Genomic DNA, 22,041 nt, shown 5'->3' with positions numbered 1-22,041 from the left:
TGATCCGGCGCTGCGAAGGCGAATCAGCGGGGGGAGCGAACCTCGTCCATCACCGCCAGCACGTTTTCCGCCTGCATGACCAGCGCATAACTGACTTTCTCGAACACTTTAAACACCATCACCAATCCACCGCGCTCGGACGGCAGGTTGATGAACTCCTGTGTGACCGGATCACGCACTCGCTCACCGGCTTTGTGGACCTGCAGCAGATTGCCCGGCTCCAGACCCTCGCGAGCACCGCGGTTGATGGTAACCACATCGAACTGACCGATCTGAGTCACCCCGTCCAGCACCGCCAGGATTCGCCCATCAATCTTTTGTGCCGGCGATGAGGGATAGAACACCGACTGCACTACCTCCTCCTGCGTCGGTAACACCCGATCCAAAACGCGAACCTCTTCACTGGTGCGTTTCAGCTGCAGTGTATGGATATCACCCTCACTGCCCAGCAGGTAACCACCGCCGACTGACTGGGTTTCAAACCCCAGAAACTCACCGCTGTCAGGGTCGGTATAAGTACGTGAGGGACGGTAGACCCCATAGAAGTTCTGGTTTTCTGCCAGCAGCGTACCACGGGCATAGATCTTGTCCCCGGCACCGGCGACGATTCGGTCGTTAACGCCACCGACAACATAGGGTGCCGATTCAAGGGTATTACGCTCCAACACCAGATTGTCAGACAGGAAGCTCTTGATGTCCTGCAAAGGTATCGACGGAATCGCCTGCTCCAGCGGCGTACGACGAACGGTTGGCGAGAGTTTGCGCGGACCGCGATCAATCCGTAGCTGGGGTTTGCCATCCACGTAAACCAGATAGATCACATCGCCCGGATAGATCAGGTGGGGGTTGTCGATTTGCGGGTTGACGTACCAGACATCCGGCCAGCGCCAAGGCGTGGCAAGGAAACGATTAGCGATATCCCACAGGGTGTCACCCTTGACCACCACGTAACGCTCCGGGTGATCGGCCGCCAGTTTAACCACATCAGCCTGAACCGCAGCCGACATAAAGGGCCCGGTGAGCAGGGCCAGGGTAACGCTCAGCAAAAGCTTTCTCATTCGGTAAATCCCTTTGCAACGCCGGACAGAGCCGTCCTCGGGCCTATTCTTGCTATGGAATGTATAGATGTAAACAGTATAATAGGCATAACGTCCAAATAAGCAACGCTTCGCCCGCCAAATAACCCTCTTAACCTACTGTTTTGTTATGGCTTTATTAGATATTTTAGAGTTTCCTGATCCCCGCCTGCGCACCAAGGCAGAAACGGTCGAAGCGGTTGACGACAACCTGCGTCAGATCATCGACGACATGTTCGAAACCATGTACGACGCTCCCGGTATCGGTCTTGCCGCGACACAGGTAAACGTGCACAAGCGTTTGGTAGTGATCGATGTCAGCGAAGACAAAAGCGAACCGCTGGTGCTGATCAACCCGGAATACGAGGTTCTGGATCAAGAACTTGAGAGCTGCCAGGAAGGCTGTTTGTCGGTTCCCGGTTTTTACGAAGAGGTGGTGCGCCCCCGTCACATCCGCCTCAAGGCGCTGGATCGCGACGGCAAGCCCTACGAGCTCGAAGCCGAGGATCTGCTGGCCGTCTGTATCCAGCATGAGATTGATCACCTGAACGGCAAACTGTTCGTCGATTACCTCTCGCCACTGAAGCGAAACCGCATTCGCAAGAAACTCGAGAAGCAACACCGGGCGTCGGCTTGAGCTCGGACCCGCTCCAGATCACCGCGGCAGGCTTGTTTACAAGCCTGTTTTTTTTCCAGCAGGAACCGCAGCCATGAGCCATTCGCCCCTTCGCATCATTTTCGCCGGTACGCCGGAATTTGCGGCCGTCAGTCTCGACGCCCTGATTCAATCGGACCACCAGATCGTCGCGGTGTATACCCAGCCTGACCGCCCTGCCGGTCGCGGACGCAAGCTCACTCCCTCACCGGTCAAGGTTGCGGCGCTGGAGGCCGGAATCACCGTGTGCCAACCACTGAATTTCAAGGATGAAGAGGATCGTCGCCTGCTGGCCAGCTTTGACGCCGACTTGATGATCGTGGCGGCTTACGGCCTGCTATTGCCCAAGGCGGTGCTGCAAACCCCTCGCCTCGGCTGCATTAACATCCATGCATCACTGCTGCCCCGCTGGCGTGGTGCTGCGCCTATTCATCGTGCCCTGCTAGCCGATGACAGCGAAACCGGAATCACCATCATGCAGATGGATGAAGGGCTGGATACCGGCGCCATGCGACTGAAACTCCGCTGCCCGATCGCCGCTGACGATACCAGCGGCACCCTTCACGACCGCTTGGCCGAACTGGGCGCCGAGGCTCTGCTCGATGCGCTGGAACAGCTGCAACGCGGCACGCTTCCCAGCGAAGTGCAGGACAGCAGCCAGGCCACCTATGCCCACAAGCTGACCAAGGAGGAGGGGCTGATCGACTGGCAGCGCCCTGCCAGCGAACTGGCCCGCCAGGTGCGCGGCCTCAACCCCTGGCCGGTGGCCTATAGCTCGCTCCAAGGCGAGCGTGTTCGAGTATGGGAGGCCCAAGCGCTGGAGCATGGCAGCGATCAGCAACCCGGTACGTTAATCAACGCCGACCGCGATGGCCTGCAGGTGGCAACTGGCCAAGGTATTCTCAGCATCACCCGGCTGCAGCTGCCCAATGCCCGCCAACTTGCTGTCGCCGACCTGTTGAACGCCCGACAGGACCTGTTCCGGGCCGGCAACCGTTTCGATATCGAACCGGCATGAGCGTTCGCGTACAGGCCGCACGCTGCCTGATGGCGGTCCTCAAGCAGGAGGGGTCGCTGGCACAAGCCCTGCCGCCAGCCCTTGCACGAACTCCGGAGCGCGACCGGCCGCTGCTGCAGGAGCTGTGCTACGGTAGTTGCCGCCAGCTGCCGGCACTGCAGCTACTGCTCAGCGAGCGACTGGCAAAACCACTCAAGCCCAAGGACCGCGATATCGAAGCGCTGATCCTGGTAGGCCTCTACCAACTCCTGCATACCCGCATCCCCGCCCACGCCGCCATCGGCGAAACCGTGGCCGCCTGCCAGAAGTTAAAGAAAGGCTGGGCCAAGGGGCTGATTAACGGTGTGCTTCGCGGTGTTCAGCGAGATCCGCAGTTAAGCCCCCGGGGCCAGGCCAGCAATGAAGCCCGTCACGCCCACCCCGACTGGCTGGTACAACAGCTAAAGCAGGCCTGGCCGGAGCACGCTGAATCGATCCTCGCGCAGAACAATCTTCCTGCGCCGTTAACCCTGCGGGTCAACCTGACACGCACCAACCGCGAAGGTTACTTGGCCCAGCTGTTCGAGGCGGGCATCAGCGCCCGGCCGGGGCGCTTTTCGCCCGCGGCCATCACCCTCGATCGACCGGCTGATGTCCCCACCCTGCCCGGTTACGCTGAGGGTTTATTCAGCGTTCAGGACGAAGCCGCCCAACTGGCTGCAGGACTGCTGCAGCTCAAGGCGGGTCAACGCGTCCTCGACGCCTGTGCAGCACCCGGTGGGAAAACCGGCCATATTCTTGAAACCGAGGCCGCGCTTGATCACTGCCTGGCGCTGGAACTCAGCGAACAACGCCTGCCGCGAATCGAAGAGAACCTGGCCCGACTCGGGCTCCGCTGCGAGATACGCGCAGCCGACGCAGCCCGCAGCGACTGGTGGGACGGGCTGCCCTTCGATTGTATCCTTGCCGATGTACCCTGCTCGGCTACCGGCGTCATTCGCCGCAATCCCGACATCAAAGTCCTGCGTCAAGCCGCCGATATTCAACAGCTAAGCAAGTTGCAGCGAGCGATTCTCGACAACCTATGGTCAATGCTCCGTCCGGGGGGGCGATTGCTGTACGCCACCTGCTCAGTGTTACCGGCAGAGAACGAACGGGTTGTCGGCGACTTTTTAAGCAGGCATCCTGAGGCACAGGAACTGCCGCTGAAGGTGGACTGGGGTATTGCCCGCCCCTACGGGCGGCAGCTTTTCCCTCAGGAAAACGGCCACGACGGCTTTTACTATGCCGTGTTGGATAAATCTCAATGAGTAGCGTGCTAGCCGCATGAAGATCATTATTCTTGGCGCCGGACAGGTCGGTGCGACGCTGGCCGAGAACCTCGCCAACGAAGCCAACGACATCACCATCGTCGATACCGATATGGCCCGCCTGCGCGAACTGCAGGATCGGCTCGATATCCGCACCGTCGAAGGACAGGGTTCTACCCCACGGGTGCTGGAACAGGCCGGTGCCGAAGACGCCGACATGCTGATCGCGGTCACCAACAGTGACGCCGTCAATATGGTTGCCTGCCAGGTGGCGTTCAGTCTGTTCCACACCCCCACCCGCATCGGCCGGGTGCGCGGCCACGAATACCTGGCGGAGAAAGACAAACTGTTCACCGACAAGGCGATCCCGATCAACGTATTGATCAGCCCAGAGCAGCTGGTGACCCGCCACGTCAAGCGCCTGATCGAGCATCCGGGTGCGCTGCAAGTGCTCGATTTTGCCGAGGGCAAGGCGCAGCTGGTAGCCGTAAAAGCATTTTACGGCGGTCCGCTGGTGGGTCACGAAATCGCTTATCTGCGTGCCCATATGCCGGCAGTGGATACACGGGTAGCGGCAATTTTTCGTCGTGGCAGCCCGATCATTCCGCAAGGCGACACCGTCATTGAAGCGGACGATGAAGTGTTCTTCATCGCCGCGCGCAAGGATATCCGCTCGGTCATGAGCGAGCTGCGCCGGCTCGACCGTCCCTACAAGCGCATCATGATCGCCGGCGGCGGCAACATCGGCGCCAACCTGGCTCGCCAGCTTGAAGAGGAGTTTCAGGTCAAGATCATTGAGCGCAACATCGGCCGCTGTAACCTGCTGGCCAATCAGCTTAATCGCTCAATAGTGCTGCAGGGCAGCGCCTCCGACCAGGATCTGCTGCTGGAGGAGAATATCGAAAGTACCGACGTGTTCTGCGCCCTCACCAACGACGACGAAGCCAACATCATGGCCTCGATGCTGGCCAAACGTCTGGGAGCACGAACGGTGATGACGCTGATCAACAACCCCGCCTACGTCGATCTGGTTCAAGGTGGCGTGATCGACATCGCCATCTCGCCTCAACAAGCGACAATAGGCAGCCTGCTGACTCATGTGAGGCGCGGGGACGTAGTGAACGTTCACTCACTACGCCGGGGTGCGGCCGAAGCAATGGAGGCGATCGCTCACGGCGACCGCCGCAGCTCTAAGGTAGTGGGACGCGCCATCGAAGACATCGACCTGCCCCCGGGAACCACTATCGGTGCTATTGTTCGCAACGACGAAGTTCTGATCGCTCACGATGATGTGGTAGTGGAAAACGGCGACCACGTGATTCTGTTCCTGATCGACAAGCGCTATATCCCCGACGTGGAACATCTGTTCCAGGTTGGCCTGACCTTCTTCTGACAGGGAATTCGGCAGCATGCACTTCAGAGTCATCCTGCGCATACTCGGCATCCTGTTGATGCTGTTCAGCTTCACCATGCTGCCTCCGGTGGGGATTTCGCTGCTCTATGATGACGGCGCCTCGCTACCCTTTTTGATTGCGTTCGCCATCACCCTGATCACCGGTTGTCTGATCTGGGCACCGGTCTATCGGGTACGTCAGGACCTTCGTACCCGCGACGGCTTCCTGATCACCGTGCTGTTCTGGGCGGTACTGGGCATCTTCGGTGCTATCCCGCTGATGCTGTCCCACACTCCGCATCTCTCAGTGGTTGATGCGCTGTTCGAATCGCTCTCGGGCCTGACCACCACCGGCGCCACCGTGATTACCGGCATTGACCTGCTACCGGAATCTATTCTGTGGTACCGGCAACAGTTGCAGTGGTTTGGCGGTATGGGGATCATCGTATTGGCAGTGGCGATCTTACCGATGCTCGGTATCGGGGGGATGCAGCTCTACCGCGCCGAAACTCCGGGCCCGGTAAAAGACTCCAAGCTCACGCCGCGGATCACCGAAACCGCCAAAGCGCTGTGGTACATCTACCTCTCCCTTACCATCCTCTGCGCCATCGGTTACTGGCTGGCGGGTATGAGTCTGTTCGACGCGGTTACCCATAGTTTCTCCACCGTTGCCATCGGCGGATTCTCCACCCATGATGCCAGTATTGGCTACTTTCAGAGCCCGGCGATCGAGTCGGTAGCGATCTTCTTTATGGTGGTTTCCGGTATTAACTTCGCCCTGCACTTTACCGCCTGGCGCCAAAAAACCCTACGCCATTACTGGCAGGATCCGGAGGTGCGGTTCTATTTCGTGATTCTGATCGGCATCATTCTGTTCACTACCGTCGTCCTTGAACTGTTCGGTACCTATCAGGGACTGGAAGCCCTGCGTTACGCCAGCTTCGAGGTGGTTTCCATCGCCACTACCACCGGTTTTGCCACCGCGGACTTCTCCATCTGGCCCACCATGCTGCCGTTTTTACTGTTCATCGCCGCCTTTGCCGGCGGGTGTGCCGGCTCCACCGCCGGGGGCATGAAGGTAATTCGCATCCTGATCATTCTCAAACAGGGTGCGCGCGAGGTAAAACGGTTGCTTCACCCCAATGCGGTCATCCCGATCAAAGTGGGTAAACGACCGATTTCAGACCGGGTCGCCGAAGCGGTATGGGGCTTCTTTTCTGTCTATCTGATCGTGTTTGTCATTATGCTGATCGCCTTGCTGGGCACCGGCCTCGATCAGGTCACCGCCTGGACCGCCGTTGGTGCCACCCTCAACAATCTCGGCCCGGGGTTGGGTGATGTAGCCGCCCACTATGGCGACCTCAACAACACCGCCAAGTGGATACTCTGCTTCTCCATGCTACTGGGTCGCCTGGAGGTATTTACCCTGCTGGTGCTGTTCACTCCCACGTTCTGGCGCCGCTAAACGCCCGCCAATCTGGAAGGAAGCCGTCCGTCCATGACTCCCGCCGTCAACGCAGCCAAGAAGGCCAAAATTCCGTTTAACGTCAAGGAGTACACCCACGACCCCAGCAATGCCAACTATGGCGAAGAGGCGGCTACGGCGTTGGGGATCAGCCCCGATCAGGTGTTCAAGACCCTCCTGGTCAGCATCGACGGCGACCCGAAAAAACTCGCCGTCGGCGTGGTCCCGGTAAGCGGCACGCTCAATCTGAAAGCGATTGCCAGCGCGCTCAAATGCAAAAAGGTAACCATGGCCGATCCGCAGCAAGCCCAGCGCGCTACCGGCTACATTGTTGGCGGGATTAGCCCGTTGGGCCAGAAAAAACGCCTGCCGATGGTAATCGACGACAGCGCCGAACGGCTTGCGACCATCTGCGTTAGCGGTGGACGCCGCGGGCTGGAGATCGAACTGGCCGCAGCGGACCTGGCCCTGCTCACCGGGGCACAGTTCGCGCCGATCGGGCGCAGCTGATGAGCGACGCCGATCGCCAGCGCTGGAATGCGCGCTACAGCAACGCAGCAGCGACCGAACCTAGCCCCTGTCAAACCTTGGTGGACTATGCCCACCTGCTGCCGGCCGGTGGCCACGCACTCGACCTGGCCTGCGGTCGTGGTGGCAACGCGCTGTTTGTAGCCCGCCGCGGCCTCTGCGTTGAAGCTTGGGATATTGCTGCAAACGCCCTCGCTCACTTGCAGCACCAGGCCGACAACGAAGCCTTGTCATTGAGTACCGTCGTCGCCGATCTCGATCAAACCCCTCTGCCCGAAGCCGGGTTCGATCTGATCACCGTTTCGGGATTCCTCAACCGCGCACTGTGTCCGGCTATCTCAGCCGCCCTCCGTCCTGGCGGCGTACTGCTCTACCAGACCTTTACCCAACAACGCCCGGATGCCGGTAGCGGTCCCAGCAACCCCGCATATACTCTCGAGCCCGGTGAACTGCTGCACCTGTTTGCAGAGCTTGAGCTGCTCCTATACCGGGAGGAGCGTGATGCTGGTGAGCTGACCCGGGGACTCCGCAACCAGGCCGCTCTGATCGCTCGACGCACCCGCTGACACTACCAGCGTAAGCCCTGATTTATCCACAGCCTGCCGCTTCTTTTGCACAAGGTTATCCACGCCCGCGAAAACCGCCGCCAAGGCCCATAGGTTGCGAGATTTATGTATAATGTGCGGTCTTTGAATTCGTCGATGTCAACAATCTCTAAGGTGACCTACGTGAGTGACACCACAACTGCAGATGTCAGCACCTTTCAGGGTCTGATTCTGGCCCTGCAACAGTTCTGGGCCGAACAGGGCTGTGTACTGGTTCAGCCACTGGATATGGAAGTTGGTGCCGGTACCTTCCACCCCGCCACTACCCTGCGCGCGGTCGGACCGGAAAGCTGGAATGCGGCCTATGTGCAGCCCTGCCGCCGCCCGACTGACGGCCGTTACGGTGAAAACCCCAACCGCCTGCAACACTACTACCAGTTTCAGGTGGTGATGAAGCCGTCACCAGACAACATCCAGCAGCTCTATCTGGACTCCCTTAAACGCCTCGGCATCGACCCGCTGGTTCATGACATCCGCTTTGTTGAAGACAACTGGGAATCCCCGACCCTCGGGGCCTGGGGCCTCGGCTGGGAAGTGTGGCTCAACGGCATGGAAGTGACCCAGTTCACCTACTTCCAACAGGTCGGTGGGCTGGAGTGCTACCCGGTTACCGGCGAGATCACCTACGGTCTCGAGCGCATCGCCATGTACCTGCAGGGCGTCGACAGCATCTACGACCTGGTGTGGACCGATGGCCCGCAGGGCAAGGTCACCTACGGCGACGTGTTCCACCAGAACGAAGTGGAGATGTCGACCTACAACTTTGAAGAGGCGGACGTCGACTTCCTGTTCCAGTGCTTCGATAACTACGAAAAAGAGAGCCAGCGCCTGATCGAAAAGAACCTGCCGCTGCCCGCTTATGAAATGGTGATGAAGGCCTCGCACACCTTCAATCTGCTGGACGCCCGACACGCTATTTCGGTCACTGAACGGCAGCGCTACATCCTGCGCGTTCGCACCCTGGCACGCGCCGTTTGCGAAACCTACTACGACGCACGCAAGGCCAAGGGCTTCCCGCTGGCTGCCGAAGAATTGCGCGCCGAACTGCTGACCGCCACGGAGGAAAACTGATGTCCCAGCATGATTTTCTGGTGGAGATCGGCACTGAGGAGTTGCCACCCAAAGCACTGAAGAAGCTGTCGGAAGCCTTTGGTGCCGGCATTGAGCAGGGACTGCGTGATGCGGACCTGAACTTCGGCAAGGTGCGCCTGTACGCCGCCCCTCGTCGTCTGGCAGTTTTGGTGGAGTCACTGGACGAGCGTCAGCCGGATCGCGAAATCGAAAAGCGCGGCCCCTCGGTAAAGGCGCCGGAGAAAGCGGTGGCCGGATTTGCCCGCGGTTGCGGCGTCGATGCCGACGCGCTGGAAGTGATAGACACCGACAAAGGACAGTACTACCAGTATCGCTCCATCCAGCAAGGACAGCCGACCGCCGGCCTGCTGGCAGAGATCGTCAACCGTTCACTGGCGGCATTGCCGATTCCCAAGCGGATGCGCTGGGGAGCGAGCAAAGTTGAGTTCGTACGTCCGGCCCACTGGTGCCTGATGCTGTTGGGTGACGAAGTGATCGACGCCGAAGTCCTCGGCCACAAGGCGGGACGCAAGACCTACGGCCATCGCTTCCACTACAACCGCGCCATCGAAATCATGGCACCTGCCGACTATGACCGGGTGCTGCGCGACAACGCCTATGTAATGGCCGACTTCGCCAGCCGTCGCGACAATATCCACGAGCAGGTGACTCTGGCGGCCCAGAACCTAGGCGCCACGGCGGTGATCGACGACGACCTGTTGGATGAGGTTACCGCACTGGTCGAGTGGCCAGTAGCACTGGCTGGACGCTTCGAGGAGCGTTTCCTCAGCGTACCGGCTGAAGCGCTGATCTCCTCCATGAAAGAACACCAGAAATACTTCCACGTGGTCGATAATGCCGGTCAGATCCAGCCCTACTTCATTACCGTTTCCAACATCGAAAGCAGTGATCCGCAGCAGGTGATTGCCGGCAACGAAAAGGTGATCCGCCCACGCCTGTCAGACGCCGCGTTCTTCTTTGAGACCGACAAGAAGCAGACACTGGAATCGCGCATTGATCGCCTCAAGCCGATCGTCTTCCAGCAACAGTTAGGCACCCTGTTTGACAAGACCGAACGGATCGCCAAACTCGCCGGGGAGATCGCCAGCCGCATTGGCGGTGATCGCGCCCTGGCAGAACGTGCAGGGATGCTGTGCAAGACCGATCTGGTCACCGAAATGGTGCTGGAGTTCGACGACCTTCAGGGCCTGATGGGTAGCTACTACGCCAAGCATGATAGCGAGCACGACGAAGTTGCCGCGGCCATGCTGGAGCAATACCTGCCCAAGTTTGCCGGTGACCAACTGCCGCAAACCCTTACCGGTTGCGCCGTCGCCATGGCTGACCGCCTCGACACCCTGACCGGTCTGTTTGGTATCAATCAGCCCCCAACCGGCAGCAAGGACCCCTTTGCACTGCGTCGGGCGACGCTCGGTGTGTTGCGCATTCTGGTTGAGAAAGAACTCGATCTGGATCTGCGTGAGCTGTTGGATTTCAGCGCTGACCTGCACGCTAATCTGCCCGCTCGTGACGGCCTCGCGGATAAAGTGCTCGACTTTATGCTGGAGCGTTTCCGTGCCTGGTTTGAAGACGACGGCGTACCGGCGGAAGTATTTCAGGCGGTGGTTGCCACACGCCCTACCCGGCCGCTCGATTTTGCCAAGCGGGTCACCGCGGTTAATCGCTTCCGCGCGATGAACGAAGCCACCGCGCTGGCTGCTGCCAACAAGCGGGTTTCCAATATCCTCGCCAAGCAGGAACAGGCGAGCGCCCCCGCGAGCGTCCGTCGGGAACTGCTGAGCGAGGACGCTGAAGTGGCGTTGTTCGATGCACTGGAGACGATCCGCAACGAAGTTGAATCAAAATTCAACGTCTGTGACTACGCGGCGGCGTATGAACGTCTGGCCACCTTGCGCGAGCCGGTGGATCAGTTCTTTGATCAGGTGATGGTAATGGCCGACGACGAACAGGTGCGTAACAACCGTCTGGCGTTGCTAACTTCACTACGCGGCCTTTTCCTGCGCGGCGCCGATATCTCGCTGCTGTAGCCATAGCGAGCAGGCTAAAAAGCCGGTGCTATAATAGCGCCGGCTTTTTTGTTTCTAAACGCCGCCCGAGGAGGTGGCTTAGGCGCGACTTCCCCCTTCCGAGGCTTTTCATGACCCAGCTGGTAATTCTCGATCGTGACGGCGTCATCAATCAGGACTCCGACCACTACGTCAAAAGTGTCGACGAGTGGATCCCGATACCCGGCAGCACCGAAGCGATCGCACGTCTGTCCCAAGCCGGCTACAAGGTCGCCATTGCCACCAACCAGTCAGGCCTGGCGCGCGGCTATTTTGACCAGCAACAACTCGACGCCATGCACGCCAAAATGACCGCTCTGGTCGAGGCTGCCGGCGGCCGGATTGATGGTATCTTTTTCTGCCCTCACGGACCTGACGACCGGTGCGACTGTCGCAAGCCCCTGCCCGGGATGATCCATCAGATTGAGCAGGCGTTCGATCTGTCAGCAGAACGGGCCTACATTGTTGGCGATAGTCTTCGCGATCTTCAGGCGGGGCAAGCCTGTGGCTGCATCCCCATTCTGGTTCGCACCGGCAAGGGCGAGCGCACACTCGCCAAGGGCGAAGGGCTTGACGGTGTCATCATTTGCAATGACCTGGCCGATGCTGTGGATCAGATCCTTGGTTAGGCGTTCCACGTGAAACACTCGTGCACACTGCCGCTGATCTACAGCCCTCACTACAGCATTCCGTGGGACAAGAAGCACCGCTTCCCGATGGCCAAGTATCGCTTGCTACACGAGCTGCTGCACGAACGAGGCCTCGCTCACCAGCGCAATACCCTGATCCCGTCGCCCTGCACACAGGACCAGCTATACCGCGCCCACGACCCCGGTTATGTGGACCGTTTCATGGCGGGAGAGCTATCCCCCACAGAGCTACGCGATATCGGCTTCGCCTGGTCACCGGCGCTGGTGCTACGCTCAACGACCGCGGTCGGCGGCAGCATCGCCACCGCTCGGGTCGCACTTAAACGGAAACTCGCCTGCCATCTGGCGGGCGGCACCCACCACGCCTTTCACGACGGTGGTCGAGGCTTTTGCGTGTTTAACGATCTGGCAGTCACTGCACTGGCACTGTTGGAGGAGGATAAGCTCAACCAGGTTCTGATTCTTGACCTCGATGTGCATCAGGGCGACGGCACCGCTTCCATTCTCCAACACGAACCTCGCGCTTTCACTTGTTCCCTCCACGGTGCAGATAACTACCCGTTCGAGAAGCAGCAAAGCGACCTGGACGTGGCACTGCCCAACCAAATGCAGGATGATGATTACCTCAGCGAACTCCAGCGGGTATTGCAACTGCTGGAGCGCAAACTGAAACCGGACATCCTGCTATACGACGGTGGCTCCGATGTCCATGCCGATGATCGCCTCGGACGACTGTCCCTGAGCGATGTGGGCATTCGCCGCCGCGACCGTATGGTATTCCACTGGGCGAGGCGCCTTAATATACCGGTCGCGGCCTACATCGGCGGCGGTTACGATCACGACCACCAACGCCTGGCCAAGCGCCATGCGTTACTGATTGAGACTGCGGCGCAGACGATCCAAGCAGACTGAATCACGACCATGAGCGCCGGCACAGAACGGCGCTGCCAGGAGACGAGGAATGAACCAGCAGCAGATACAGACTCGTCTCGATCAGCTGGCGATTCAGGACCCGGACGTGCAGAGCGCTCTGTCGCAGGTCGGTTATCCACCCCCTCGCATTCGACCCGCTGGCTTTGACACCCTGGTGTCCACCATCGTCAGTCAGCAGATCGGCGCCAATGTTGCGCGGGTCATTATGGACCGAGTGCGTGAGGCCCTGCCACAGCTCACCCCAGACGCCATCCGCGCGTTACCCCCGGAGCGTCTGCGCGCACTGGGGCTATCGCAACGCAAGTGTGAGTACGTCATCGGGCTGGCAAACGCCATTATCGAGGGGCATTTCCCGATGGATGAGCTGGCGGCAATGGACGATCAGGATGCCATCGACGCGATCGTCCGGCTGCGGGGGTTTGGGCGCTGGAGCGCCGAGATCTATCTGATGTTTTCGCTCGGCCGTAGTGACATATTCCCTGCCGACGACCTGGCGCTTCAGGTTGCCCTGCAGCGGCTGAAACGGCTGGAACAACGACCAACGCCAAAACAGTGCCGCGAACTCACAGCCGCATGGGCGCCTCACCGTTCCGCCGGCGCACTATTTCTGTGGCATTACTACCACGGTGCACCGGCGTAAGCGGACCGTCAGACAGCGCAACGTTTCACGTGAAACATGAACCGGGGGCGAGCTAAATGGCGCCGGCCATTTTCCGCCTCAGGAAGGCGATCTGGGTTTGGTGCGGCAGATCCTTAGGGCACAAGTCTTCACAACCGAGCAAACTCATACAGCCAAATACACCCTGGTCGTTGCCGATAATCTGATACCACTCCTCATCTGAGCGTTGATCACGGGGGTCGAGGCGAAAGCGTGCGACCTGAATGAACGCCACCGCACCGACAAAATCTTCTCGCATCAGTCGGGTACCACAGGCAGCGATACAACAGCTACACTGGATGCAGCGGTCAAGTTCGTAGATCTGCTCGGCCAGCTCGGGCTCCATCGGCGCTTCGAGCTGATCGATGGTTTCAGCCGCCGGGGCAGCCTCGATCCAGCTGCCAATCCGCTCACTCAACTCCCGCATGAATCTGCCGGTATTAACCGAGAGATCCCCGATCAACTCAAAACCCGGTAGCGGCAGCAAGGTGATAACAGGTTCGCTGAATCCCGCGGTTAAGGTACGGCAAGCCAACCCCGGACGACCGTTGATCACCATGGAGCAGGAACCACAGATACCCGCACGGCAGACAAAATCGAACTTGAGTGACGGATCCTGCTGTTCCCGGATCTCGTTCAGGGCAATAAAAAGCGTCATCCCGGGCGCTTCGCGCAACTGATAACTCACCATGCGGGGCGAGTCCCCTTTCACCTGAGGGTCATAGCGCATGATATTCAAGGTTAACAAACGTCCCTGAGCACAATCATCGGCGCTGATCGACCGGGTGGGGATGGCGTTTTCGTTCATTGATAGTCAACTCCGATGCGTTGATTCTTGCCCCGGTACTTCTCCGGCAACTCAAAGGGCATAACCGCTTGTTGCAGCTCAAACCGGTCTGCCTCCGGTGACGCGTGGCGAATCTGCTCGATCTCGGCCCGCCGTCGTTCCGTATCCGCATGCGCGATGGCATTGTCTTCGCCGTAACCACGATAGCCCGGTGGTAACTCCATCGTCATCACATCAATCGCTTCATAGCTCAGTTCGGGCAGCAGTGAATCCTGATCGGGCCAGCGACTGAGAGTCCGCTTCAGCCATTGTGCGTCGTTGCGCTCCGGAAAGTCTTCACGGGCATGGGCACCACGACTTTCGGTGCGGGCGAAAGCGCCACAGGCAACCGTCAAGGCCATCTTCAACATCAGCGGCAACCGAATCGCCGCCTCAAGCTCAGGGTTGGCAGAAGACACCGGATGACTGACTCGCAGATTGCGGCTACGGCGAAGCAGTTGCTGCAGCTCCTCAATCGCCCGCTCCAGATCAGGACCGTTTCTGAAGATGCCGACCGCGTCCATCATCACCTGCTGCATGCGCTGCCTGAGTTCATACACCTTTTCACCCTCCCCGCCCTGTAGCAGCTGATCAATCCGTCGCTGCTCCCGGGTGACAAAGGCATTCACGGTGGCGGTATCGATATTGATGTCGGCGCGGTAACAGTGGTCGGCCACATACTCGCCAACGATCATTCCGGACACCACCGTCTCGGCCACCGAGTTCCCCCCCAGCCGGTTGAAGCCGTGCAGATCCCAACAAGCCGCTTCGCCCACTGCGAACAACCCTTTGAGCGTCGGCGTTTCACCGTTGTGCCCGGTCCTCACCCCTCCCATGGAGTAATGCTGCGTCGGCCGGATCGGTATCCACTCTTTAACCGGGTCAATGCCAAGAAAATACTGGCAGATCTCTTTCACCTCACGGAGGTTCTTATCGATATGCGCCTTGCCCAACAAGGTAATATCCAGCCACAAGTGATCGCCATAACGCGAGGCGGCTCCCTTACCCTTGCGCATATGCTCCGTCATGCGGCGGGAAACCACATCGCGGCTGGCCAGCTCCGCTTTATCGGGCTCGTAGTCCGGCATGAATCGATGACCATCACAGTCGCGCAGCAGTCCACCGTCACCCCGGCACCCTTCGGTAGTCAGAATTCCTGAGGGCACAATAGCGGTGGGATGAAACTGCACGGCCTCCATATTGCCCAAGGTTACTTTTCCGGTTGCCAGGGCAATGCCAGTACCGATCCCTTCACTGATCACCGCGTTGGTGGTGGCAGCATACAAACGACCATAGCCGCCGGTCGCGATGGTGGTCGCCTTGGCAAGGTAGGCGATCAATTCGCCGGTAATCAGATCCCTGACCACCGCACCATAACAGCGATCACCCTCGTGGATTAGGGCAATTGCTTCTTTGCGCTCATGCACCGCGATACCCAGATGAATCGCCTTGTTATCGACCGCATACAGCATCGCATGGCCGGTACCGTCGGAGGTGTAACAAGTCCGCCATTTGTTGGTTCCGCCAAACGCACGGGCAGTGATCAAACCGTGGGCGTCATCGGCCTCGTTCAGCGTGACCGACTGACCGTTGATCACCGCCTGACGATCCCCACGTTTGACCCGGTTCCAGGGAACACCCCATTGGGCGAGTTCTCGCACGGCTTTGGGAGCGACGTGGGTGAACATTCGCACCACTCGCTGATCCGCACCCCAGTCCGAGCCACGCACCGTATCGGCAAAGTGCACATCTTCATTGTCACCCGCTCCCTTCAACGCGCTGGCCAGACTGGCTTGCATCCCTCCTTGCGCCGCCGCGGAGTGGGATCGCTTCGCTGGAATCAGGGACAGTACAATCGCCTCCAGCCCTCTTTGTCGTGCGGCGATGGCGACCCGTAAACCCGCCAGACCGCCGCCGATAACCAGCGCGTCGGTATAGATTATTTTCATCCGTGTTTTCCCTCTGGGGAGTGCACTCCCGGAGCAAGACTCTGATCCAATCCTGGCTGATAGCGTTGACCCGCCTGGGGCGCATGCTCCAACCCGATTTTGACGTAAGCGGCAAAGGTCGCCAGGCCCAGTGCCAGAAAGAATAGCGTCAAAGCGATCTTGAGCCGCTTCAGTCGTGTCCGGGTACGTCGGGGATCATCACCGTCAAACAGTCCCCACTTAACCGCTAGCCGGTACATCCCGGTGACACCGTGAATCTCGACACTCAACAACAGTATCAGGTACATCGGCCATAAACCCTCGCTGATAAAACGGTCCGCCGACAGGTGAGGACCGATCTTATCCGCGTCCATCGCCATGATAATGAGGTGGGCTGAGCCGAGAAAAAACATGATAAAACCGGTGACTGCCTGCCAACGCCACAAGGTCGTGTCACCGTGCTGCATCCGTCGGATGTGACTGTCGAGCGCCTGCCACTGGCGCCAGTTGGCGGGGAACTTACGCATCGCCAACAAACCGTGAACCATAAAGACCACCAGAATAAGCAGCGCAAACAGTGCCACCAGCCAGGGATAACCATGACCATCTGCGGATAGAAAACGCGCCTCCATCACCCCTGCTACCCAATACATGGCATCCTTGCTGATCAGAATGCTGGCCACCAGCAGCAAGTGGACCCACATAAACAGGGCCAATATTAATCCCGAAACACTCTGGATCATGTCCAGTCGGGCCGGCATAGCGCGGGCAAAGTGAGACCTCGATTGCAGTGGATCCATAGGAGCAGTCCAAAGGGTTAAAGGGTCAGGCAGCGCTTTTCACGCCCGGTTCATGCTTAAAGACTAGCGTAAATTGACATCGATGCAGGTTGCATTGAGCAATAATTTCAGGCAAAAAAAAGCCCCTTTTTACAGGGGCTTGTCTATACCTAACCGCTACATCTGCTGGGCCGGGACTAGATATCGAGGTTGGTCACCGCCAGTGCGTTGGATTCGATAAAGGCGCGCCGTGGTTCCACCTCATCACCCATCAGCGTGGTGAACATCTGGTCGGCAGCAATAGCATCTTCAATGGTCACTTGCAGCATACGCCGGGTTTCCGGATCCATGGTGGTTTCCCACAACTGCTCGGGGTTCATTTCACCCAGTCCTTTGTAGCGCTGGATGTTGTAACCGCGCTTGGCCTGCTGCATCAGCCAGTCCAGCCCTTCCTCAAATTTGCGGATCGGCTTGTTACGCTCGCCCCGACGGACATAAGCGCCCTCTTCAATCAGGCCGGTAAGGGTTTCACCCAGTTTCACCAGCGCGCGATACTCAGCTGACTGGAAAAAGTCGAGCCCGAAGGTATAGGTCTGCGGCACGCCGTGGGCGATCACCGTTACCTGCGGCAGGAACAAGCCGCGCTCGTTATCTTCACACACTCCGGACTCAAACGAGGTCGAACGGCTGCGCTCAACATCAATGGTGGAAACCAGATCGCGCACCCAAGCGGTTACCGCAGAGCGATCTTTCAACACCTCTTCCTCCAGGCGCGGAGCGTAGATGATGCGCTGCAGCGCATCTTCCGGATAGATACGCGAGATGCGATCGATCAATGCCATAGCGCTGCGGTACTCACTGATCAGGCTTTCCAGTGCGGTACCACTGATGGCCGGGGCGGTGGGATTTACGTACAGGTGCGCATCCTCCAGCGCAGCCTGAATCATAAAGCTGTCCATCGCCTCATCATCCTTGAGATACTGTTCCTGTTTGCCCTTCTTGATCTTGTATAGCGGCGGCTGGGCGATAAAAACATGGCCACGCTCGATCAGCTCCAGCATCTGCCGGAAGAAGAACGTCAGCAGCAGGGTGCGGATGTGCGAACCATCCACATCAGCATCAGTCATGATGATGATGCTGTGATAACGCAGCTTGTCCGGGTTGAACTCTTCACGACCGATGCCACAGCCCAAGGCGGTAATCAGGGTGCCGACCTCCGCCGAACTCAGCATCTTGTCAAAGCGCGCCTTCTCCACATTAAGAATCTTGCCCTTAAGCGGCAGAATGGCCTGGGTCTTGCGGTTACGCCCCTGCTTGGCCGATCCCCCCGCAGAGTCACCCTCCACCAGATAAAGTTCAGACAGTGCCGGGTCTTTTTCCTGGCAGTCGGCCAGCTTGCCCGGCAGGCCGGCGATATCCAGCGCGCCTTTGCGGCGGGTCATCTCACGTGCTTTGCGCGCAGCCTCGCGGGCACGGGCGGCATCAATCATTTTGCCGACAATATTCTTGGCTTCGGCAGGATGCTCAAGCAGGTAGTCGCTCAGGTGTTTGTACATCGCCTGCTCTACCGCGGTTTTTACCTCGGAAGAAACCAGCTTGTCCTTGGTCTGAGAAGAGAACTTGGGGTCCGGCACCTTGACCGAGATGATCGCCGTCAGACCTTCACGAGCGTCATCGCCAGAGGTGGCTACCTTATTCTTTTTGGCGGCACTCTCCTGCTCGATGTACATGTTCAACGAGCGCGTCAGCGCAGCACGGAAACCCGACAGGTGAGTACCGCCATCACGCTGGGGAATGTTATTGGTGAAGCAGTGGATGCTTTCCTGATAACCATCGTTCCACTGCAGCGACACCTCAACGCCGATCCCCTCTTCGTTGACTTCGGTAAAGTGGAACACCTCGTTGATGGTGCTCTTGTTCTGGTTCAGGTACTTAACAAAGGCACTGACGCCCCCTTCATACATGAAGGTTTCGCTCTTGCCACTGCGCTCGTCGGTGAGCTTGATGCAAACACCTGAGTTCAGGAATGACAGTTCACGCAGGCGCTTGGCCAGAATGTCGTACTGAAAATGGATGTTGGAGAAGGTCGCCGGAGAGGGCTTGAAATGGCAGCGGGTGCCGGTGGTGGTGGTATCACCGACGATAGCCAGCGGCGCGGTCGGTACCCCGTCCACATATGTTTGTTCATGGACCTTGCCGCTGCGTCGGATAGTAAGCTTGAGTTCACTCGACAGCGCGTTGACCACCGACACACCCACACCGTGCAGACCGCCCGAGACCTTGTAGGTGTTGTCGTCGAACTTACCGCCGGCATGCAGGACGGTCATGATCACCTCTGCGGCGGAAACGCCCTCCTCCGGGTGAATATCGGTGGGAATACCGCGACCGTTGTCGGCGACGCTGACAGTTTCGTCAGGGTGGATGATAACGTCGATTTGCGAGCAGTAACCCGCCAGCGCTTCGTCGATGGAGTTATCGACTACCTCGAAGACCATGTGGTGCAAACCCGTACCATCATCGGTGTCACCGATGTACATACCAGGCCGCTTGCGTACCGCATCGAGGCCCTTGAGGACCTTGATACTGGATGAATCGTAAGCGTTGCTATTTCCGTCACTCATTCTCAACTCCCGTTGACATGGTTCTTGGCCAGAGCTCCCTGACGTATCTCAAAGCTCCGGACTTCGGTATCGGTGTGCCAACACCCCTCAAAAGCGTCGGCATCGGTGCTGGTAATCAACACCTGAGTATTCATCTGTTCCAACAGCCGGCATAGTCGCTGCCGGTGATTCCGGTCCAGTTCCGCCGGCAGGTCATCAATCAGATACACGCACCGCCGGCCTTTTTGTTCCTGCAGCAAAAAGCCCTGCGCCAGTTTTAGCGCGCTGACCACCAGCTTCTGCTGACCCCGGGACAACCGCTCTGATGCGACAGCGCCATCGATCTTGAAACGCAGATCGGCGCGCTGCGGGCCGGCATGAGTAAAACCTTGCTGACAATCCCGCTCCAGCCCTGCCGCCAACACCTCGTCCAATGGGCTCTTGCGATCCCAGCCGCGGTAATACTGCAGCTCCAGCGAATCGAGCGGAAGCAGCTCGGCCAGCAGGTTTTCGAAGCGGGGAATCAGGGCCTGCAGATAGGCGGCGCGGTAGCTATCCAGTGCTTCTGCCTGGCGCACCAGCTCCTGGTCCCAGGCGGCGCGCACAGAGGGGTCCATTCTACCATGTTTCAGTAGGCTGTTGCGCTGTTTCAGGCAGCGTCTGACCGCCTTCCAGGTCGCTAAAAAACGCGGTTCGGCGTGAAAACCACCCCAGTCGATATACTGCCGACGAATGGCCGGGCTGCCTTCAAGCAACAGAAAGGTATCCGCGTTAATCAACTGTATCGGCAGTTGCTCCGCCAATGACGTTACGGTATCCACCCGCTCGCCGTCGACACGGATGCTCAGCTCACCATCGCTGCAGCGCTGGAATCCCAGCGGCACCCGAGTGCCATCAACATCGATCTGCGCAAACAGTGTGGATTGCGGTTGCTGGTTGGTAATGTAATGCCGGTGTTGAGTGGTGCGGAACGAGCGCGCCAGACTGAGCAGATGAACGGCCTCTAGCACACTGGTTTTACCGCTGCCATTGGGGCCGTGAAACAGGTTGGTCTGGGCTGACAAGTCGAGCCGCAGCGAGGCGATATTACGCAGATGATGAATATCTAACCGTGTGACGCTCACCACTGCCACCCCATGCGGTTGGCCGCAGCGCGCGCTCTGCGTTGAGAGCCGCGCTGACGATCAGGGATGGAGTTATCTCCCGCAGAGAAACTGAATAACACGAACCGCTCTCGTAGCCATCAAAACAGGGACACCGCGCCGCCTGAAGCGGCTGCGCACAGGCTATCATGCTGTCTGAGCAAAGTCGTCAGTGACGTTGGCAAAACGCTCCGTACTTAGGCTGCGCGCATAAAAAAGCCCCGTCAGGCGGGGCTTTGGTATCGGTGTTGCTATCACATCCGCATCGGCATGATCACATAGAGTGAATCGCCACTATCGACCGCCTCTACCAGCGCACTGGAGTTTGGATCCAGCATCGACAGCCGGACCATCTCTTCATTGAGGATCGACAGTGCATCCAACAGGTAGTTAACGTTGAAGCCGATCTCCATCGCCGGGCCCTGATAATCCACTTGCAGAGTTTCCTCGGCCTCTTCCTGCTCCGGATTGTTGGCCGTAACCTGAAGATAACCCTCGGTGAGTGACAAACGCACACCACGGTACTTCTCATTGGAGAGGATAGCGATACGGGTCAGCACCTGCCGCAGTTCCTGCCGATCAGCGATCACCAGCTTGTCGCCGCCACGGGGTATCACGCGCTCATAATCCGGGAACTTGCCATCGACCAGCTTGGAGGTGAAAACGAAGGTCCCGGTATTGACGCGGATATGGTTACTGCCTACCACCAATCGCGCTGCAGCGTCGCTGTCTTCCAGCAAACGGCCCAGCTCGATAATCCCCTTGCGCGGCACAATCACCTGCAGGCGATCGCTGATATCGGCCTCGACCTCACACACCGAGGTGGCCAAGCGGTGCCCATCGGTCGCCACGGTGCGCAGTTCGTTGTCTTTCAGTTCCAGCAGCATACCGTTGAGGTAGTAGCGCACATCCTGCTGCGCCATGGCAAAGCTGGTGCGCTCGATCAGGTGGCGGAGGCGCTGCTGCGGAATCAAGATCTCGAGAGTTTCAGGGCTGTCCTCCACATTGGGGAAGTCAGAAGCCGGCAGGCTGGACAAGGTGAAGCGGCTGCGTCCGCCCTTGATCGTCACCTTTTGCCCGGTGACCGCCAGATCGATATCCACGTTGTCGGGCAGAGACTTGCAGATATCCATCAATTTCTTCGCAGGCACCGTAATCGAGCCCGGCTCGCAGGGACCGTCGAGCTGCACCCGGCCAATCATTTCCACTTCCAGATCGGTGCCGGTCATCGACAGTTGGTCACCGTCCACCACCAGCAGGATATTGGAGAGTACCGGTAACGTCTGACGACGCTCCACCACTCCTCCTACCAGCTGCAGGGGCTTCAACAGTGCTTCACGTGAGATCGTAAATTTCATC

At 58.8% G+C, this 22,041-nt stretch carries 19 protein-coding genes; 12 read left to right on the top strand and 7 right to left on the bottom strand.

Translation table 11 applies throughout. The annotated features are described in order from the left end of the window. Positions 1 to 23 precede the first annotated feature (23 nt). Complete coding sequence (locus tag JJQ76_RS16075) at positions 24 to 1,058, bottom strand: LysM peptidoglycan-binding domain-containing protein (RefSeq protein WP_210397963.1); 1,035 nt, start codon at positions 1,056 to 1,058, stop codon at positions 24 to 26. Between the two features lie 148 nt (positions 1,059 to 1,206). On the opposite strand from JJQ76_RS16075, the gene def reads away from it, so the two are divergent. The 12 genes from def to JJQ76_RS16015 all read left to right on the top strand — a co-directional run bounded on the left by def (position 1,207) and on the right by JJQ76_RS16015 (position 13,389). After that, positions 1,207 to 1,713, top strand: coding sequence for a peptide deformylase (def, locus tag JJQ76_RS16070; protein ID WP_210397961.1), 507 nt, complete (start codon positions 1,207 to 1,209; stop codon positions 1,711 to 1,713). A 73-nt stretch (positions 1,714 to 1,786) separates the two neighbouring features. Beyond that, a complete protein-coding gene (gene fmt / locus JJQ76_RS16065; RefSeq protein ID WP_210397960.1) occupies positions 1,787 to 2,749 on the top strand; it encodes a methionyl-tRNA formyltransferase in 963 nt (320 codons plus the stop codon). Continuing rightward, entirely contained in the window at positions 2,746 to 4,038 is a 1,293-nt protein-coding gene (gene rsmB, locus JJQ76_RS16060) for a 16S rRNA (cytosine(967)-C(5))-methyltransferase RsmB (RefSeq protein ID WP_210397958.1), read from the top strand. Before fmt ends, rsmB begins: the two co-directional genes overlap by 4 nt. A gap of 16 nt (positions 4,039 to 4,054) precedes the next feature. Continuing rightward, positions 4,055 to 5,431, top strand: coding sequence for a Trk system potassium transporter TrkA (gene trkA / locus JJQ76_RS16055; protein WP_210397957.1), 1,377 nt, complete (start codon positions 4,055 to 4,057; stop codon positions 5,429 to 5,431). A 16-nt stretch (positions 5,432 to 5,447) separates the two neighbouring features. Continuing rightward, positions 5,448 to 6,896 (top strand): TrkH family potassium uptake protein, encoded by a 1,449-nt coding sequence (locus tag JJQ76_RS16050; protein ID WP_210397956.1) that lies wholly within the window; start codon positions 5,448 to 5,450, stop codon positions 6,894 to 6,896. Positions 6,897 to 6,929: 33 nt separating this feature from the next. Next, positions 6,930 to 7,406, top strand: coding sequence for a Cys-tRNA(Pro) deacylase (gene ybaK / locus JJQ76_RS16045; protein WP_210397955.1), 477 nt, complete (start codon positions 6,930 to 6,932; stop codon positions 7,404 to 7,406). After that, positions 7,406 to 7,990: a class I SAM-dependent methyltransferase gene (locus JJQ76_RS16040; protein ID WP_210397954.1), complete on the top strand. Its 585-nt coding sequence runs from the start codon at positions 7,406 to 7,408 to the stop codon at positions 7,988 to 7,990. The genes ybaK and JJQ76_RS16040 overlap by 1 nt, the downstream gene beginning before the upstream one ends. Positions 7,991 to 8,152: 162 nt before the next feature. Then, positions 8,153 to 9,100, top strand: a complete 948-nt coding sequence (glyQ, locus tag JJQ76_RS16035) for a glycine--tRNA ligase subunit alpha (protein WP_425515237.1) — start codon at positions 8,153 to 8,155, stop codon at positions 9,098 to 9,100. Further along, entirely contained in the window at positions 9,100 to 11,148 is a 2,049-nt protein-coding gene (gene glyS / locus JJQ76_RS16030) for a glycine--tRNA ligase subunit beta (RefSeq protein ID WP_210397950.1), read from the top strand. The genes glyQ and glyS overlap by 1 nt, the downstream gene beginning before the upstream one ends. A gap of 110 nt (positions 11,149 to 11,258) precedes the next feature. After that, positions 11,259 to 11,795, top strand: coding sequence for a D-glycero-beta-D-manno-heptose 1,7-bisphosphate 7-phosphatase (gene gmhB, locus JJQ76_RS16025; RefSeq protein ID WP_210397949.1), 537 nt, complete (start codon positions 11,259 to 11,261; stop codon positions 11,793 to 11,795). A 9-nt stretch (positions 11,796 to 11,804) separates the two neighbouring features. After that, complete coding sequence (locus tag JJQ76_RS16020) at positions 11,805 to 12,728, top strand: histone deacetylase family protein (protein WP_343232548.1); 924 nt, start codon at positions 11,805 to 11,807, stop codon at positions 12,726 to 12,728. Positions 12,729 to 12,777: 49 nt separating this feature from the next. Beyond that, positions 12,778 to 13,389 carry a DNA-3-methyladenine glycosylase family protein gene (locus JJQ76_RS16015; protein WP_210397947.1) on the top strand — a complete coding sequence of 204 codons (612 nt, stop codon included), beginning with the start codon at positions 12,778 to 12,780 and terminating at the stop codon, positions 13,387 to 13,389. Positions 13,390 to 13,441: 52 nt separating this feature from the next. On the opposite strand, the gene JJQ76_RS16010 is transcribed toward JJQ76_RS16015, so the two are convergent. From JJQ76_RS16010 to dnaN, 6 genes are all read right to left on the bottom strand, one after another. Beyond that, positions 13,442 to 14,215 (bottom strand): fumarate reductase iron-sulfur subunit, encoded by a 774-nt coding sequence (locus tag JJQ76_RS16010; protein ID WP_210397945.1) that lies wholly within the window; start codon positions 14,213 to 14,215, stop codon positions 13,442 to 13,444. Then, on the bottom strand, positions 14,212 to 16,182 hold the full coding sequence (locus JJQ76_RS16005) for a fumarate reductase flavoprotein subunit (RefSeq protein WP_210397943.1): 1,971 nt from the start codon (positions 16,180 to 16,182) through the stop codon (positions 14,212 to 14,214). The genes JJQ76_RS16010 and JJQ76_RS16005 overlap by 4 nt, the downstream gene beginning before the upstream one ends. Continuing rightward, positions 16,179 to 16,922 (bottom strand): fumarate reductase cytochrome b subunit, encoded by a 744-nt coding sequence (locus tag JJQ76_RS16000; RefSeq protein ID WP_281412024.1) that lies wholly within the window; start codon positions 16,920 to 16,922, stop codon positions 16,179 to 16,181. The genes JJQ76_RS16005 and JJQ76_RS16000 overlap by 4 nt, the downstream gene beginning before the upstream one ends. 215 nt (positions 16,923 to 17,137) lie before the next feature. Beyond that, positions 17,138 to 19,561: a DNA topoisomerase (ATP-hydrolyzing) subunit B gene (gyrB, locus tag JJQ76_RS15995; protein WP_210397939.1), complete on the bottom strand. Its 2,424-nt coding sequence runs from the start codon at positions 19,559 to 19,561 to the stop codon at positions 17,138 to 17,140. A gap of 2 nt (positions 19,562 to 19,563) precedes the next feature. Next, positions 19,564 to 20,664, bottom strand: coding sequence for a DNA replication/repair protein RecF (gene recF, locus JJQ76_RS15990; protein ID WP_210397937.1), 1,101 nt, complete (start codon positions 20,662 to 20,664; stop codon positions 19,564 to 19,566). A 272-nt stretch (positions 20,665 to 20,936) separates the two neighbouring features. Beyond that, positions 20,937 to 22,040 carry a DNA polymerase III subunit beta gene (gene dnaN, locus JJQ76_RS15985; RefSeq protein ID WP_210397935.1) on the bottom strand — a complete coding sequence of 368 codons (1,104 nt, stop codon included), beginning with the start codon at positions 22,038 to 22,040 and terminating at the stop codon, positions 20,937 to 20,939. Between the last annotated feature and the right edge of the window lies 1 nt (position 22,041).

Source organism: Motiliproteus sediminis (assembly GCF_017912535.1).
In the GTDB taxonomy this organism is placed as follows: domain Bacteria; phylum Pseudomonadota; class Gammaproteobacteria; order Pseudomonadales; family Balneatricaceae; genus Motiliproteus; species Motiliproteus sediminis.
This window is presented reverse-complemented; position numbering and strand designations above follow the sequence as displayed.

What these genes read in the sequence shown, in the direction of transcription:
- JJQ76_RS16075 (WP_210397963.1), bottom strand. Translation starts at nt 1,058, where the DNA reads ATGAGAAAGCTTTTGCTGAGCGTTACCCTGGCCCTGCTCACCGGGCCC.
- def (WP_210397961.1), top strand. Translation starts at nt 1,207, where the DNA reads ATGGCTTTATTAGATATTTTAGAGTTTCCTGATCCCCGCCTGCGCACC.
- fmt (WP_210397960.1), top strand. Translation starts at nt 1,787, where the DNA reads ATGAGCCATTCGCCCCTTCGCATCATTTTCGCCGGTACGCCGGAATTT.
- rsmB (WP_210397958.1), top strand. Translation starts at nt 2,746, where the DNA reads ATGAGCGTTCGCGTACAGGCCGCACGCTGCCTGATGGCGGTCCTCAAG.
- trkA (WP_210397957.1), top strand. Translation starts at nt 4,055, where the DNA reads ATGAAGATCATTATTCTTGGCGCCGGACAGGTCGGTGCGACGCTGGCC.
- JJQ76_RS16050 (WP_210397956.1), top strand. Translation starts at nt 5,448, where the DNA reads ATGCACTTCAGAGTCATCCTGCGCATACTCGGCATCCTGTTGATGCTG.
- ybaK (WP_210397955.1), top strand. Translation starts at nt 6,930, where the DNA reads ATGACTCCCGCCGTCAACGCAGCCAAGAAGGCCAAAATTCCGTTTAAC.
- JJQ76_RS16040 (WP_210397954.1), top strand. Translation starts at nt 7,406, where the DNA reads ATGAGCGACGCCGATCGCCAGCGCTGGAATGCGCGCTACAGCAACGCA.
- glyS (WP_210397950.1), top strand. Translation starts at nt 9,100, where the DNA reads ATGTCCCAGCATGATTTTCTGGTGGAGATCGGCACTGAGGAGTTGCCA.
- gmhB (WP_210397949.1), top strand. Translation starts at nt 11,259, where the DNA reads ATGACCCAGCTGGTAATTCTCGATCGTGACGGCGTCATCAATCAGGAC.
- JJQ76_RS16015 (WP_210397947.1), top strand. Translation starts at nt 12,778, where the DNA reads ATGAACCAGCAGCAGATACAGACTCGTCTCGATCAGCTGGCGATTCAG.
- JJQ76_RS16010 (WP_210397945.1), bottom strand. Translation starts at nt 14,215, where the DNA reads ATGAACGAAAACGCCATCCCCACCCGGTCGATCAGCGCCGATGATTGT.
- JJQ76_RS16005 (WP_210397943.1), bottom strand. Translation starts at nt 16,182, where the DNA reads ATGAAAATAATCTATACCGACGCGCTGGTTATCGGCGGCGGTCTGGCG.
- JJQ76_RS16000 (WP_281412024.1), bottom strand. Translation starts at nt 16,922, where the DNA reads ATGCCGGCCCGACTGGACATGATCCAGAGTGTTTCGGGATTAATATTG.
- gyrB (WP_210397939.1), bottom strand. Translation starts at nt 19,561, where the DNA reads ATGAGTGACGGAAATAGCAACGCTTACGATTCATCCAGTATCAAGGTC.
- dnaN (WP_210397935.1), bottom strand. Translation starts at nt 22,040, where the DNA reads ATGAAATTTACGATCTCACGTGAAGCACTGTTGAAGCCCCTGCAGCTG.